Source organism: Streptomyces ruber, from assembly GCF_014648075.1.
Lineage (GTDB): Bacteria > Actinomycetota > Actinomycetes > Streptomycetales > Streptomycetaceae > Streptomyces > Streptomyces ruber.
Map to the genome: position 1 here is coordinate 95999 of NZ_BMQK01000020.1, position 14667 is coordinate 110665.

At 70.6% G+C, this 14667-nt stretch carries 8 protein-coding genes and 3 pseudogenes; 5 read left to right on the plus strand and 6 right to left on the minus strand.

The features are described from left to right. Positions 1 to 130: 130 nt before the first annotated feature. The 4 genes and pseudogenes from IEZ04_RS30010 to IEZ04_RS30025 all read right to left on the minus strand — a co-directional run bounded on the left by IEZ04_RS30010 (position 131) and on the right by IEZ04_RS30025 (position 5337). A pseudogene (locus IEZ04_RS30010) lies at positions 131 to 972 on the minus strand (IS5 family transposase). 727 nt (positions 973 to 1699) lie between these two features. Then, positions 1700 to 3190, minus strand: a complete 1491-nt coding sequence (locus IEZ04_RS30015) for a carboxylesterase/lipase family protein (protein ID WP_189220135.1) — start codon at positions 3188 to 3190, stop codon at positions 1700 to 1702. A gap of 22 nt (positions 3191 to 3212) precedes the next feature. Then, entirely contained in the window at positions 3213 to 4127 is a 915-nt protein-coding gene (locus IEZ04_RS30020) for an MBL fold metallo-hydrolase (protein ID WP_189220136.1), read from the minus strand. 316 nt (positions 4128 to 4443) lie between these two features. Continuing rightward, complete coding sequence (locus IEZ04_RS30025; RefSeq protein WP_189220137.1) at positions 4444 to 5337, minus strand: helix-turn-helix transcriptional regulator; 894 nt, start codon at positions 5335 to 5337, stop codon at positions 4444 to 4446. Between the two features lie 131 nt (positions 5338 to 5468). Between IEZ04_RS30025 and IEZ04_RS30030 the strand changes: the two are divergent. Both IEZ04_RS30030 and IEZ04_RS30035 read left to right on the plus strand, forming a co-directional pair. Then, a pseudogene (locus tag IEZ04_RS30030) lies at positions 5469 to 5788 on the plus strand (transposase); the annotation flags it as partial. A 339-nt stretch (positions 5789 to 6127) separates the two neighbouring features. Beyond that, positions 6128 to 6634, plus strand: a complete 507-nt coding sequence (locus IEZ04_RS30035; RefSeq protein ID WP_189220138.1) for a hypothetical protein — start codon at positions 6128 to 6130, stop codon at positions 6632 to 6634. On the opposite strand, the gene IEZ04_RS30040 is transcribed toward IEZ04_RS30035, so the two are convergent. Further along, complete coding sequence (locus IEZ04_RS30040; RefSeq protein WP_189220139.1) at positions 6576 to 7382, minus strand: IS5 family transposase; 807 nt, start codon at positions 7380 to 7382, stop codon at positions 6576 to 6578. The two genes, IEZ04_RS30035 and IEZ04_RS30040, sit on opposite strands and share 59 nt — an antisense overlap. A gap of 729 nt (positions 7383 to 8111) precedes the next feature. On the opposite strand from IEZ04_RS30040, the gene IEZ04_RS30045 reads away from it, so the two are divergent. The 3 genes and pseudogenes from IEZ04_RS30045 to IEZ04_RS30055 all read left to right on the plus strand — a co-directional run bounded on the left by IEZ04_RS30045 (position 8112) and on the right by IEZ04_RS30055 (position 11848). Next, positions 8112 to 8612, plus strand: a complete 501-nt coding sequence (locus IEZ04_RS30045; protein ID WP_229821376.1) for a hypothetical protein — start codon at positions 8112 to 8114, stop codon at positions 8610 to 8612. 122 nt (positions 8613 to 8734) lie between these two features. After that, a complete protein-coding gene (locus IEZ04_RS30050) occupies positions 8735 to 10960 on the plus strand; it encodes a tetratricopeptide repeat protein (RefSeq protein WP_229821377.1) in 2226 nt (741 codons plus the stop codon). A 43-nt stretch (positions 10961 to 11003) separates the two neighbouring features. Continuing rightward, positions 11004 to 11848: pseudogene (locus IEZ04_RS30055) on the plus strand (IS5 family transposase). Positions 11849 to 11986: 138 nt separating this feature from the next. Here the strand turns inward: IEZ04_RS30055 and IEZ04_RS30060 are convergent. Next, positions 11987 to 14667, minus strand: a 2681-nt coding sequence (locus IEZ04_RS30060) for a tetratricopeptide repeat protein (RefSeq protein WP_308429843.1), incomplete at its 5' end; no start/stop codon positions are given.

Below are 14667 nucleotides of genomic sequence, written 5' to 3' on the forward strand. Positions count from 1 at the left end.
CCTCCGCCGTGTCAATGCCCGCGCATCCTGCATTCGATCGCAGTACCTGATCAACGGTCTTGCAGATCATTCACCCCCCGGGCCGTGTCGATCTTCCGATAAGTCGTCAGTGGTGTCTGAGAAGGGCCGGTCAGTGTCGGGCTCTTTCCACGCGGTGCAGTAGGAGCATGACTGTGGCCAGGTAGACGGCGTTCTCCTGGCTGGAGGCCAGGTACTCATAGTCCTTGGACAGCCTTCGATACCGGCCCAGCCAGGCGAAACTCCGCTCGATCACCCAACGGCGCGGGACCACCTCGAACATTGGCACCACGCGTGGTGGAGCGTCGGCCTTGGCCAAGTACGCCTGAAGGCGGCATCTGTCCGCTGCACGATCTGGATGGCGATGCCGGTCTCCTCTTGAACCCAGGCCAGGAAGTCACTGCCGCGATAGCCCTGGTCCGCCCACAGGTGCCGAAGCCGCGGGAACTTGCCCGCACACCGGGCCAGCAGGACCGCCGCCCCGTCGCGGTCGCCGACATTGGCCGGGCTGACACACACGGCCAGGACCGGTCCGAGCGTGTCGACCATGAGATGCCGCTTGATGCCCAGGACTTTCTTGCCGCCGTCGTAGCCGTGCCAGCCGCCCCGCTCGGTGGCCTTGACGCTCTGGCTGTCCAGCACCCCGGCGCTCGGAGTCGGTTCCCGGCCTCGACCAGCTCGTTCGCGAGCACGCAAGGCGTCGAGAATCTCCTCCCAGCGGCCCTCGATGCGCCACTGCCGCCAATAGTGGTAGACGGTCTGATAGGGCGGGAAGTCGTGCGGCAGCAATCGCCAGGCGCAGCCGGCCCGCAGCCAGTACGCCAAGGCGTCGATCAGCTCACGGCGCGGATGCCTGGGCGGGCGACCACCTGGCTTCGGCGGCGGAACCAGTGGTTCGAGCACCGCCCACTCGGCATCGGTCAGATCTGTCGGATATGCACGCCGACCGGCCATCCCCGCCTCCCCGAAGTGCAGGAACTATCAAGCCACCTGCCCTGGATGGCCTTCTCAGACACCCACTACTGACCTTTCCGGTGTGTTGTCGCAACGCTTCATGCCGATGGCCGTTCCACCGGGTCGGGGCGCATGCGGGTGGGAGCTGTGGCGGCCCAGCCGAGGGCGATGCGCAGCGGCCTGGCCGAGGTGGCGGTGGACCTGGAGGGCGGTGCGATCGGTGTCGGTCCACTCGCGCAGTCGGGGCCCAGGCGCGCAGCAGGGCGGCGCTGACCGGGGCTGACACGGTGCGGGGCCAGGGCGGGCATCGGCTTGGGCGGTGTCCTCATCGCGCCGGCCGGCGCGGCTCGGCCACACTAGCCGTGGCGGGTGTGGTCGTAGCCGCGGCCGGCGTACAGCCGGACCGCCCGGCGACGGCCCCGTGCGGCTCTCCCTTTCGCTGCCCTGACATGAAAGGAGTCGACCACGCGGCGGCCCAGTCCAGCCTCCGGTCCGCGTTCAGCTTCGCGAGCAGAGGACCTCGTGCAGCCGCTGCCGGACCCCGGCCTCGTTCCCGTCCCGCAGCCGCCGCCGGCACGTCATGCCCGACCCGAACCCCAGCTCCTGCGGCAGGTACTCCCACCGTGTGTCCCTGTGCAGCACTTACGAGAACCCGCACGCACAGTCCCTGCCGGTCCGCCGGCGGCATGCGGCCCGGACAGCGGAACCGGCGTCCCTGCGTGCGGGGTCAGTGCCAGGCCTGGCGTTCCAGGCTGCGGGGGTCGTCGGCCAAGGCCCACTCGGCGTCGATGCGCATGGTGGCCCGCCGGTCGGTGTCGTAGGGGTCCCAGCCGGGGTTGCCGGTCCTGGCGAAACGGATCCAGGCCTCGTGTACACGGGTGGCGAGGTCCGCGGGGGGCTTGTCGGGGCCGAGCAGGGCGGTGGGGCCGTTGAGTTCGGGCCGGTCCGCGAGGTCGAAGACGAAGGGCAGCTCGACCGCGTGGGTGGCGCCGAGCTCTCCGTCCAGGGCGTGGGAGCGCCAGGCGAACTCGTAGACGTAGGTGGCGGACTTCGGGTGGGCGGCGTGGGCGCCGGCGAGGGCTCGGCTGCCCGCGCCGAACAGGGCGTCGGCCATGATGGCGGATCGCAGTTCGGCGTGGGACGCCTCGGGGCGGGACGTGCGGTAGGTGTGGACGAGCTGCGCCGGATCCGGGTGTGAGCGCGCCGCGGTCTCCTCGACGTCGGCGGTGGTCGAGGTGGCGTACTTGCCCACCGGGACCAGGTAGAGGTTCGCCTCCTCGGTGTTGGTGCCGACGAGCAGGTCGACGCCGGCGCCGAGGCCGGCGGCGACGGCTTGGGCGGGCTGTGTGTCGAGGACCAGGCTGAAGGGGCTGAGCCCGAGCAGGGGGTCGTGGTGGGTGTCGGTCTGCAGGTCGATGCCCGCGAGCCGGGAGGCGGCCTCGACCAGGCGCTCGTCGGAGATACCGGCGAAGGCGTCGACGTGGGGATCGACGCCCAGGGCCTCGGCCGCCGCGCGGGTGACGCGGGCGGCCTGCTCGGTGCTGAAGGCGCCCAGGCCGCTGCCGCTCTGGACGATCGCCCGGCGGAACAGGCCGGCGCCCTCGCGGGTGGCGAGGACGCCGCCCACGGTGGTCGCCCCGGCCGACTGGCCGAAGAGGGTGACGTTGTGCGGGTCCCCGCCGAAGGCGGCGATGTTCTCCCGCACCCAGCGCAGCGCGGCGACGACGTCGAGCAGGCCGCGGTTGGCGGGCGCCCCGGGAAGGTCGAGGAACCCGGCGATGCCGAGCCGGTAGTTGAGGGTGACGAGGACGACGCCGTCGCGGGCGAAGGCGGAGCCGTCGTACAGGGTGGACCGCGTGGACCCGGCGACGAATCCGCCGCCGTGGACGAACACCATGACCGGCAGTCCGTCACCGCCGGCGGCGGGCGCGAAGACGTTGACGGTGAGGTAGTCCTCACCGCGGCTCCAGCCGGTACCGAAGTAGGGACTCAGGTCCACGTTGCCGAGCCTGCGTTCGGACTGCGGTGCGTTGGGTCCCGGCACGGTGGCGTCCCGTACGCCGTCCCATGGCTCGTGCGGCTGCGGCGGCGCGAAGCGGCCGGCGCCGCGGGGCGGGGCGGCGTAGGGGATGTTCAGGAAGGTGCGGGTGTCGCCCTGGCGCAGGCCGCGGACGGCGCCCTGAGCGGTGGTGACGACGGGTTCGGGATGGTGGTTCATGTCTCGTGTCTCTCCCCGAGCCTCAGGCCTGCTCGGTGTACGGGGCGAAGGGCGCCCAGCCCTTGATGGCGAACTTCTCTCCCTCGCGGACGACCTCGGTGGCGCCGTGGCCGCCGAAGTGCGCGGGGAAGACAAGGGCGTTGCTGTCTGCGGCCTGGCCCAGGAGCTTGCGGCGGGTGGCGCGGGCTTCGACGGGGTCCTCGCAGAAGCAGCTGTTGGCGTCGGGCTCGACGATCTGGATCGGGCTGTGCGTCAGGTCGCCGACGAAGAGGGCCCGGTCGGATCCGGACTCCAGCCTCAGCACGGACGAGCCGGGGGTGTGGCCGGGTGCGAGGTCGAGGCGCAGGTTGGCGTCGATCCGGTGGCTGTCCTCCCAGAGGTGGGTCAGGCCGGCCTCGTGCACGGGGACGACGCTGTCCTCGAAGACGTTCTGGTTGCCGCGGCCGAGCAGGGTCTTGTGCTCGTTGGCGGGGTTCCAGTAGTCGAAGTCGGCCTTGGCCATGAGGTAGGTGGCGTTGGGGAACGTCGGCGCCCAGGTCCGGCCGTCGAGGTAGGTGTTCCAGCCGACGTGGTCGACGTGCAGGTGCGTATTGATCACGATGTCGACGTCCTCGGGGCGGACTCCGGCACGGGCGAGGTTGCCCAGGAAGTCGGTGTTCAGACGGCTCCACACGGGTGCGTAGGGGCGGTCCTTGTGATTGCCGACGCCGGTGTCGACCAGGATGGTCCTGCCCTCGCTGCGCAGTACCCAGGTCTGGACCGCCGAGTTGACGATCCCGGTCTCAGCGTCCAGGAAGTCCGGGATCAGCCAGGACCGGTGGGCCTCCCACGCCTTGGCGGGGCTCTCCGGGACGAACGCTTCGGGCGTGAGGCCGACGGGACCGTAGTACTCCCGGACCCGGGTGACGGTGACATCGCCCAGGGTGATGGTGTCCATGGTTCTCTCCGATTCGGTCGGTTCCGTGAGCGCGGGCCGCGGGGCGCGGGCCCGGGCGAGATGCGGATGAGCGGTGCTCTTGACGGGTACGGGGGGTGCGGCCGTTCCATGAACGGCCCTGTTCCGCTCCTCGTCGATATCGCCGCCACCCCCCTTCGGGCCGCGTGAGTCCCGCGCGGCCGCAGTCGGTGGTGCAGGGGGCGCGGCGAAGCCATCGTGAACGTTCGGACGGCGCCGCTTTCGAGGGGGCGGTCGGGTGATGTCCTCGGTGATCTGGTCCGGGGGATGGGCGAGCGACGGCCTGCCTCGTCGACCGTCAGCAGCGTTGTGTGGTGTGTGTGGGCTGTGGGCCGCGCGCGTCGGAGATCACCTGGGCAAGCAGGCGCAGTGCTTCCTGCGAAGCGGAGTCACGTGCGGCTGTGGCAAGCACCAGATGGGAATCGTTGTTCAGCGGTGGCCGCAGGCTCTGCTGGGTGACGGTGAGGACGCCGACCAGCGGGTGGTGCATTTCGTACACGTTCGAGTCGCAAGGCCTCACCCTGTGATCGGCCCACATGGAGGCGAACTCCGGACTGCTCATGGCCAGCTCACCGACGAGCGAGGTGAGCCGGCCGTCGTCCGGATGGCGCCCTGCCACCATACGCAGGTTCTCGACGACGGCCCTTGCCTTGCCGGACCAGTCGGTGTACAGCGCACGGATGTGGGCGTCGAGGAAGATCATGCGGGCCAGATTGGGACGGTCGTTCGGACACTGCGGCGCGAAGGAGTCGAGGTGCGAGGCGAACAGGGCATGGCCCATCGCGTTCCACGCCAGCACATCGCCCCTGCGTCCACTGACCAGGGCCGGGACGTCGCCGAACGCATCCAGCAGATCGAGCATGGAGGCGTCGGCATGTTCTTCGGGCGGCCGGCGGACGACCGGGCGCCGTCTCACACTGCCGGCCAGGTCGTGCAGGTGGCTGCGTTCAGCCTCGTCCAACCGCAGGGCCCGGGCAAGGGCGTCCAGCACCTCGGGAGAGGCCCCCACGGACTGCCCCTGTTCAAGGCGCGTGTAGTACGAGGAGCTGACCCCGGCCAGCAGCGCCAGCTCCTCGCGCCGGAGTCCCGGCACCCGGCGCCGGTCTCCGTAGTCCGGCAGACCGACATCCTCCGGGCGCAGGCGAGCCCGGGAAGCCTGCAGGAAATCCCCGAGTTCTCTGTGTCCATGCATGAACCCCAGTCTGCGGGCGCGCCCGGCACGGAGCCTGACCCCGTCGGGGATAGGCACGGGCGGGTCCGGCTGCCCCTTCCGGCCTACGGTGCGGCTGTCGGCGTCGATCGGGTGGCTGTCCCCAGAGCTGAGTGGCCCTGGCCAAGGCGATGGTCCGGCGGGCGATCGCGGACCGGGTCCCGTTCGGGTGGGTGACCGCGGACGCCGCCTACGGCTACTCCAAGGGCCGGCGGTTCGAGCTGGAGCAGCGGACGTCTTCCACGTCATGGCCACCACCCGGCACGACACCGTGGTCACCCGCTGGGCGCTCGACCATCCCGTCCACGGCCTCTTCGACGGCCTGCCGCGGCAGAAGCAGAAGCGCCGCACGTGCGGCGACGGCGCCCACGACCGGCGCGTCCACGACTTGGCCCGGGCGGAGGCGCGGACCTGGCACCGGGACCACCGCCGGCCTGTGACGATCACGGTGGTTGTGCTCGCTTACGCCGGGGTGAGCCCCGAATGGCTCTCGGGCGCCGCGGCTCTGGTCGGCGTCCTGACGAACTCTGTGCAGCGCCGTTAGCACCAGCCGCGCTGGACCCGGCGCGGTGACGGCTCGCTCGACTCTCGACGAGTGACCGTCATTGTCTGAGCGTCTCGGTTGGCCAGCGTGGCCAGCCGAGACGCTCAGAGGCCGTTCCCTTTCCGAACCTCGTGTGACATCTTCGCTGGTCAGGCATGAAGTAGCGGCTGCCGCGGAAGTCTGGGCTTGTTGCCGGGCGAGAGGTCGTGGAGGTGACGGACGCCGTCGATGCGGGCGGTTCTGGAGATGCGGCAGAAGGCCGCGGCCGCGCAGGTGAAGCAGCTCGAAACCGAGCTGGAACGGGTGCGGTCGGCCCGGTCGGACGCGGAAGAGGTGCACCGGCGCCGGGTGATCGGCCTGGAGCAGTACCTGGAGGCGCTGGCCGAGGAGAACGCACCCGCCGACGCGGCCGGCGAGGTGTCACGGAGGAAGGCGGTCGGGCCGCGCCGGGCGGTGCCGCACCGGCGACAGGCGAGTGAGGTGGCGGAGTTGTCGCCGGACTACCAGGCGTTGATGGCCGCCGCGGCCGATGCGGGAGGCGGCGGGCTCGGTGCCCGGCGGGCAGCGGTGGTGCTGGGCTGGGACAGCGCGTCCGCCTCCCGTGTCGAAGGCGCGAGGGCCCGGCTGAAGCGGCTGGTGGAACGAGGCTGGCTGGTCGAGGCGAGACCGGGCAGGTTCATGCCGCCCGCGCCGGAACAGGCCCCTGATCCCGGGCGGCCAGGCGGCGGCTCATGAGCATGGTCGTCGACCACAGGATGACCGTCTCGCTGGTGTCGGTGCGGCGCTCGTAGTCCCGGACCAGACGCCGGCTGCGCAGGCACCAGGCGAAGGATCTTTCCACGACCCAGCGGCGGGGCAGGACCTGGAAGCCGCGGATGTCGTCGCTGCGGCGGACGATGTCCAGGACGACGCCGAGCTGCGTTGCACTCCAGTCGACCAGGTGGCCGGTGTATCCGCCATCGGCCCAGACCCGTGCCAGTCGCCCGAAGCGGCCCCGGGCCGCGGGCAGCAGGGTGCGGGCGGCGTCCCGGTCGGTGGTCGAGGCCGGGGTGACCAGCACGGCCAGCAGCAGGCCGAGCGTGTCGGTGAGCAGGTGCCGCTTGCGCCCGTTGACCTTCTTGCCGGCGTCGAAACCGCGTGAGGCGTGGGCGACGGCGGCGTCCGCCTTCACCGACTGCGAGTCGATGACCGCCGCACTCGGCTCCCGGTCACGGCCCTCAGCATCACGGACCGCCTCGCGCAGCCGGTCGTGCAGCTCGGCCACGCATCCCGCATCCCGCCAGCGGGCGAAGAAGGCATACACGCGCGGCCAGGGCGGGAAGTCCGGCGGCATCGCCCGCCGCTTGATGCCGTTGTCGACGAGGTAGCGCACCGCGTCGATCATCTGCCGGTGGCAGTAGCCCTCCGGCCGCCCGTCCCGGCCCGCCAGCCATCCCGGCACCGGCAGCAGGTCCCGCACTGCTGCCCACTCGGCATCGCTCATGTCCGAGCCGTACCGGGGCCGGCGCCCCGGGCGGTCGGCCGCGTTCCCGAACCGGTGGGCGAGACAGTCACACCCAGGAGTCGACGGACTGGACCCGGCCACCGACCACGCGACACTTCGACAACAGGGCCTCTTGCTTCTCGCTGGACTCGACACCCGCGAGCTACCAAGAGGCCCTCCCTTCATGCCCGTGCACCCGACAACTCACCCGATCCAGCACCCTGTTCGAGGCCCGGCCGACCACGCACACGGATAGAGAACAGCCAGCAAGCCGCAGGCGCGTCGGAACATGCTGCTCGACACCATCGAGCCCAGATTGACGGCGCGAGCAGACCGCGACCTGCTCGAGGCGGTGCGCGCTTTCACCGGGACACCCGACAAGTTGCCCAGCGACAGCAAGATCTCTCGACTGGTGGAGGCTCCCCGAGCCCGGCGAGTCGTACGGCGTCCAAAGAAGAATTGAGCAGGGTGGGCCCGACCACGGGCGTCGGGCCCACTTCGTCACCCGGATGTCCCGACGGCCCTACCGGGACGCCGCCGACACAGCGTTCGCACCGTACCGGGCCGCGCCACCAGCTTCGCACTGCCCGTTGCATCCGCCCGCTCCCGGACCGGGCGCGACGGCGTAGAGGCTGTTGCCTGCATTACCCCGGGATGAAGCCGGTCACGCGGGGCGGTCGGCGCAGTAGGCTGCCCATGCCGGTAAGAGGTTCTCGTCCGCTTGCCGGCATGGGGGATGGCATGTTGGATCAGGCGTTGTTGGCCTTGGCGTCGGCAGCTGGGGTGGCGGTGGCTCAGGCGGCCGGCACGGACGCGTGGCGGGGTTTTCGGGAGCAGGTGGCCGGTTTGTTCGGCCGCGGTCCGGCACCGGACGCCGCCCAGGCGGTGGCCGTGGAGCGGCTGGACCGGACGGCGGTCGAGCTGGAGAGGGCCGACGCCAGGGAGGCCGAGCGGGTCCGGGAGCAGGTGGCGGCCTCCTGGCAAACCCGGTTTCAGGACCTGCTGGAGGACCTGGACGATGCCGGCCGGCAGCAGGTAGCCGTGGAGCTGCGTGACCTGGTGGCGCTGGCCGACCGGGCGTCAGGAGGCGTTTCGGCCGGCGACGAGGGCATCGCCATCGGTGGTGATGCGCACATCCGGGCCGAAAACCAGGCGGCGGCCGCCGTGAAGATGGGAGATGTGATCTTCGGAAACCCTCCGCCGCCGGAGCGGGAGCAGAGGAGGAGCTGACCGCGCCCGGCACGGGGCCAGCCCCGCAGATCGCCGCCCGCACGTCGATTGTTGCGCGAGGCGGAGCGGTTGCTGCCCAGCAGATCGGCACGCTGGCGTATCACGCCGCGCCGCGGGCCCCGGTGTCCTGGCCGCATCGCAGCGGCAGCCCTCTGCCGCGGCAGGCGGACTGCTTCCAGCACCGTGCCGAAGTCGAGCACCTGGCGGCTGCGGTGGCCGGGGAACAGACGGTGGTGCCGTGCCAGGTACTGACGGGCACCGGGGGCATGGGCAAAACCCAGCTGGCCGCCCACTACGCTCGTACCGCCTGGCGGAGCGGGCAGCTGGACCTGCTGGTATGGGTGTCGGCCAGCAGCCGGGACGCGATCATCAGTGCTTACGCGCAGACCGGCGTCGAGGTGGCCGGGGCCGAGCCGGAGGATGCCGAGCGGGCCGCGGAGCGATTCCTGCACTGGGCGGAGACCACCGACCGGCGGTGGCTGATCGTTCTCGACGATGTGACCGACCCCGCCGACCTGCGCGGCCTGTGGCCACCCCACAACCCTCGCGGTTGCACCCTGGTCACCACCCGCCGCCGCGATGCTGCCCTGACCGGCCCCGGCCGCCACCGCATCGACGTCGGCATCTTCACCCCTGCAGAAGCCGTCACCTACCTGACCACCACCCTCGCCGTCCACGACCGCCACGACGACCCGGAAGAGATCGCCGGGCTCGCCGCCGACCTGGGCCATCTGCCCCTGGCCCTCGCCCAGGCCGCCGCCTACCTGACCGACCTCCATCTCGGCTGCGCTGCCTACCGGGCCCGCCTGGCCGACCGCACCCGCACCCTCCCCGCTCTCCTTCCCGACGCCGACGGGCTACCCGATGACCACCACACCACCGTCACCGCCACCTGGTCCCTGTCCATCGAACAGGCCGACCGGCTCCGCCCCCGCGGCCTGGCCCGCCCCCTGCTCCACCTGGCCAGCATGCTCGACCCCAACGGCACCCCCACTACCGTCCTGACCAGCTTCCCTGCCCTCACCTACCTCACCGAACACCGCACCCCCGTCGTGCCCGGCGACCAGCCCGCCCAGCCGCACCCGGTGAGCGCCGAAGACGCCCACGATGCACTGCGCTGCCTGCACCGACTCAGCCTCGCCGACCACACGCCTGACAGCCACCAACAGGCGGTACGCGTGCACTCCCTCATCCAACGTGTCACACGCGAGAGCCTGCCCGCGGCCCAGCGGGCCTCCCTCGCCCGCACCGTCGCCGACGCTCTGATCTCCGCCTGGCCCGACTTCGGCGGCGAGACGGGCCCCGGCAAGGCCTTGCGTGCCAACACCGAGACGCTGATGCACCAGGCGGACGACGCCCTGTACCAGTCAGGGCTCCACCCCGTGCTCCTCCGTCTAGGCAAGAGCCTCGGCTCGAGCGGACAAGTCGTCTCGGCCATCACACACTTCCGCCACCTGGCGCACGCCGCGCACCAACGCCTCGGCTCCGATCACCCTGACACCCTCACCGCACGGGGCGACCTCGCCCACTGGCAGGGGGTAGCGGGAGACTGGGCCAACGCATTCACGTCCTTCAGAGACCTGCTGGAGCATGCGATTCAGACCCTTGGCCCCGATCACCCGTTCACTCTCACCGTCCGCGGTCACCTCGCTCATTGGAGGCAGGAACTCGGGGACGAGGCCGGTGCAGCCGCCGACCTAGACGCTCTACTGGCTGACCGGAAACGGGTGCTGGGCTCCAACCATCCTGACACCCTGACCACGCAGGGGGATCTTGCCAGAGTGCGGGGGAAGCTGGGGGACGCGGCGCGTGCCGTGGCCGAGCTGGCCAGCGTGCTGGAGCAGGAAACACAAGTGCTCGGACCTGACCATCCCTCTACGCTCACCACCCGGCACAATGTGGCCTTCTACCGGGGGCAGGCGGGAGACGTTGCCGGTGCTGCGGCCGATCTGGCCGATCTACTTGAGCAGACAACACGCGTACAGAGCGCCAACAGCATGCTGACCCTCACCACGCGGGCCAACCTTTCCGAACTGCGGGGCAAGCTGGGGGACACGGACGGTACTGTGGCGGCCCTGGCCGACCTGCTGGAGGACATGCTCGCGGTGCTGGGCCCTGATCACCTCGCGACCCTCAGTACCCAGCGGGACCTTGCGCGTTGGAGGGGAAAGGCAGGCGATGTGGCCGGTGCTGTGACGGACTTGGTCAATCTGGTGAAGCATGCGAGCCGGGTGCTGGGCTCCGACCACCCCTACATGCGCACCATGCGCGCAGATCTTGTGCACTGGCAGGGGAAAGCAGGAGAAGCAGACGCCGAGCAAGGGACGAGCACTCAGGCGGTCGAGTGACCTAGGCAGTTCTCTTTTGGATCAGTCGGTCGTTGGTCCGGGTATGCCGTTGACCGATGCGCAGTGGGCGCGGATTGAGCCCTTACTCCCGGACCGGACGCCGAAGCGGGGTGGCCGCTGGCGGGGCCATCGTGAGGTGATCGACGCGATCGCCTACAAGTTCCAGACCGGTACCAGTGGGTCCATCTGCCGGAGAAGTACGGCAACTGGCGAGGGGTCCACTCAACCGGCTGCGGATGTGGGCCGTCGACGGGACCTGGGAGCGGGTCTTCACCGCGTTGACGGCCCAGGCCGACGCGGAGGAAGACCTCAACTGGGCGGTCTCGGTGGACTCCACGATCGTGCGGGCTCACCAGCACGCGGCCGGCGCCCGCGAAAAGGGGCTTCGGCCGGCGAACCCGACGACCATGCCATCGGTCGGTCCCGGGGCGGACTGACCACAAAGATCCCCCCTTGTCGCCGACGACCGCTGCCGGCCTCTTGCGTTCGTCCTGACCGCAGGCCAAGCTGGCGGCGCGCCTGTCCTCACCGATGTCATGGCCCGCCTGCGGATTGCCCGCCGCCGAGGCCGGCCACGCACCAGACCCGATGTGGTTCTGGCGGACAAGGCGTACTCATCCCGCGCGATCCGCGAGCATCTGCGAAAGCGCCATCCGGCCAGTGATCCCCGTCCCCGCTGACCAGCGCGGACACCGGCTGCGACGGGGCAGCCAAGGCGGCAGGCCGCCGACCTTCGACCGGGAGGCATACAAGCAGCGCAACACCGTCGAGCGGTGCATCAACCGCCTGAAGCAGTGGCGAGGCATCGCCACCCGCTACGAGAAGACCGCCACCATCTACCTGGCCGGACTCCACATCGCCGACGTCTTCCTCTGGTCCGCCCGATGATCCGAACGAGACCGTCTAGCTGCGGGAGCAAGAGGTACAGGACCTCATACGACATGCCCCAGCATTCGCCGTAGGGGGCAGCAAGTCGTTCCCGACCCGAGCCGACCACGGGCTACGAGATCTCGTATGACCCTGAAGCTACGCCCCTCTTTCGAATGACCGGGCTGCCTCGCCCCACCAATAGGCAAGGCCGTGACGGCAGGTCAGGGTGTCGGGATGGTCCGGGCCCAGCACTCGCAGCATGTCGGGCGGCAGTTCCTCCAGGGCGGTCGCGGCGCCCGCCGCATCCCCCGCCCACCCGCGCCAGGCGGCAAGATTAGCGTGGGCGGCAAGGGTGCCGTGATGATCTGGACCCAGCACTCGCAGCATGTCGGGCAGCAGTTCCTCCAGGGCGGTCGCGGCGCCCGCCGCATCCCCCGCCCACCCCCGCCAGAACGCGAGGCCATGGCGGGTGGCAAAAGTGTCGGGATGGTCCGGACCTAACACCCGCAGCCGATCGGACAGCAATTCCTCCAGGGCGGCCGCGGCGCCGACCGCATCCCCCGCCCACCCCCGCCAGAAGGCAAGGTTGGCGCGGCAGGTCAAGGTGTCGGGATGCTCCGGGCCCAGCACTCGCAGCATGTCGGGCGGCAGTCCCTCCAAGGCGGCCACAGCGCCCGCCGCATCCCCCGCTTCCCCCCGCCAGAAGGCGATGTCGTGGCGGGTCGCAAGGGTTTCGGGATGGTCCGGACCCAGCACCCGTAACCGGTCAGACAGCAGCTCTTCCAGAGCGGCTGCGGCGCTTTCTGCTTCCCCTGCCCACCCCCGCCAGGCGGCGAGGCTGGCGTGGGTGGCGAGTGTCTCGGGGTGGTCCGGGCCCAGCACTCGCAGCATGTCGGGCAGCAGTTCCTCCAGGGCGGCCACAGCGCCCGCCACATCTCCCGCCTTCCCCCGCCAGAACGCGAGGCCATGGCGGGTGGCAAGGGTGTCGCGGTGGCGCGGGCCCAGCACCCGCAGCCGGTCGGGCAGCAGTTTCTCGTAGGCAGCGGCAGCGCCCGCCGCGTCCCCCGCCCACCCCCGCCAAAAAGCAAGGTCGTTGCGAGTGGTCAGGGTATCGGGGTGGTCCGGGCCCAGCTTCTGCCAACACGCTTCAGTCAGACGTCGGAAGTGTTCGGTAGCTGCCTGCAGTTGACCACTCTCAACGAGGCTGCGGGCGCTGCGGAGCAGGACTGGGTGGGCAGCCGGGGCGTAGAGAACCTGTTCGGCATGGTGGATGAGGGCAGCGGTGTTGCCGCGCAGTGCTTGCGCCAGAGCGGTGTCGCGTTCGGTCGCGGGCCAAGCGTCGAGAAGAGCTTCCGCGGCAGCGCGGGCGGCACGGTCTCGCTGGTCAGGAGGGAGGCTGTCGCGGATGGCGCGCTGGATGAGCTGATGCACGCGCACAGCTTGATGCGGGGAGCCGGGATTGTGGTCGGCCAGGCTGAGCCGGTGCAGGATCCGGAGTACTCGGTGCACCTCCCCAGCGTCGGCCTCCTTGCGTCGCCGGGGGGTCTGCCCCGATCCGGAAGGCCGACGGCGTGACAGCCACAGGCCGAGACGCCGACCGGGTGGCTGGGGAGACGCTGTGCAGGCATTCAAGTAGGCGCAGGCTGCGGGAGCGGTCAGGACAGCGCTGGGAATGCCGGCAGGGTTGAGGAAGGCAGCCAGGTGAAGCAGAGGGCGGGCGAGTCCGGCCGTGTGCCGGTCAGCACGCTCCAGGGACAGATGCCAGGTGGCGGCCGCGGTGCGGGTCTGCTCGTCGGGCAGCAGGTCCGGGGCGAGGGCGGCAAGGGGGCGGCTGTGGTCGGCCAGTTGGCGGTGGTAGTCGGCGGCAGGCAGGTGGGCGTCGATGAGGTAGGCGGCGGCTTGGGCGAGCGCGAGGGGTAGGCGGCCCAGAGCGTCGGCCAGGGCGTCGAGGTCCGCGGTGGGTTCCTGGCGGTGGTGGGCAGCCAGGGTGGCGGCCAGGTAGGCGCGAGCCTGGCCCGCTGTGAAGACGTCGACGTCGAGGCGCCGTCGGCGGGCCCCGGTGAGAGGCGCTTCGCGCAGGCGGGTGGTGACCAGAATGCGGCCCCGGGGTGTGTCCGGTGGCCACAGTCCGTGCATCAACGTGGTGGCGGCCGGACCGGCCGGATCATGCTCGGGGGCGGCCAAGTCGTCCAAGACGATCAACCAGCGTTTGTCGGTGGCGGCCAGCCAGGCCAGCAGCTGCTCCACGGCCCGAGGGCCGTCCTGCTCCGTGCCGAGGAGGTCCTCGGCGGCCGCACGGTAGGCGTCGATAACCGCCTCTCGAGTGGCAGCAGTGATCCAGATGAGTAGGTCAAGTTTTCCCTGTTGCCACAGGCTGTAGGCGTGGTGGGCGGCGAGCTGTGTTTTACCGACTCCGCCAAGCCCGGCCAGTACTTGGCAACGCGCCTCCCGGCCGCCCTCGGCGGCGGTACGCTCCAGCCATGCGGTCTGATCGCGAGGCTGGAAGCACTCCGCTTCCGAAGGCGGGGTGCCAATGCGGCGCGGCCAGGTGAGCGGCGGGCGCACCAGCGCGGTCTTGCTCACTTCCGGTGTGCCGGAGACTATGCCGATTTCTGCCGCTGTGGAGGACGGGGCCGGGGTAAGGAGCCGGTCCAGTTGCTGCAACTGCTGCTCGCGGCCGGTGAACCCGGTTACGTCGCCAGGTAAGAGGCATGGCGCCTGTGCCGGTGCGGAATGCTGAGGGGCGGGCGGGGCCAGGGCGGGGTCGGCACTCAGCACTGCTCGTTGCAGGTGCTGCAGTTGCGGGCCGGGCTCGATGCCCAGCTCCTCTGCCAGCT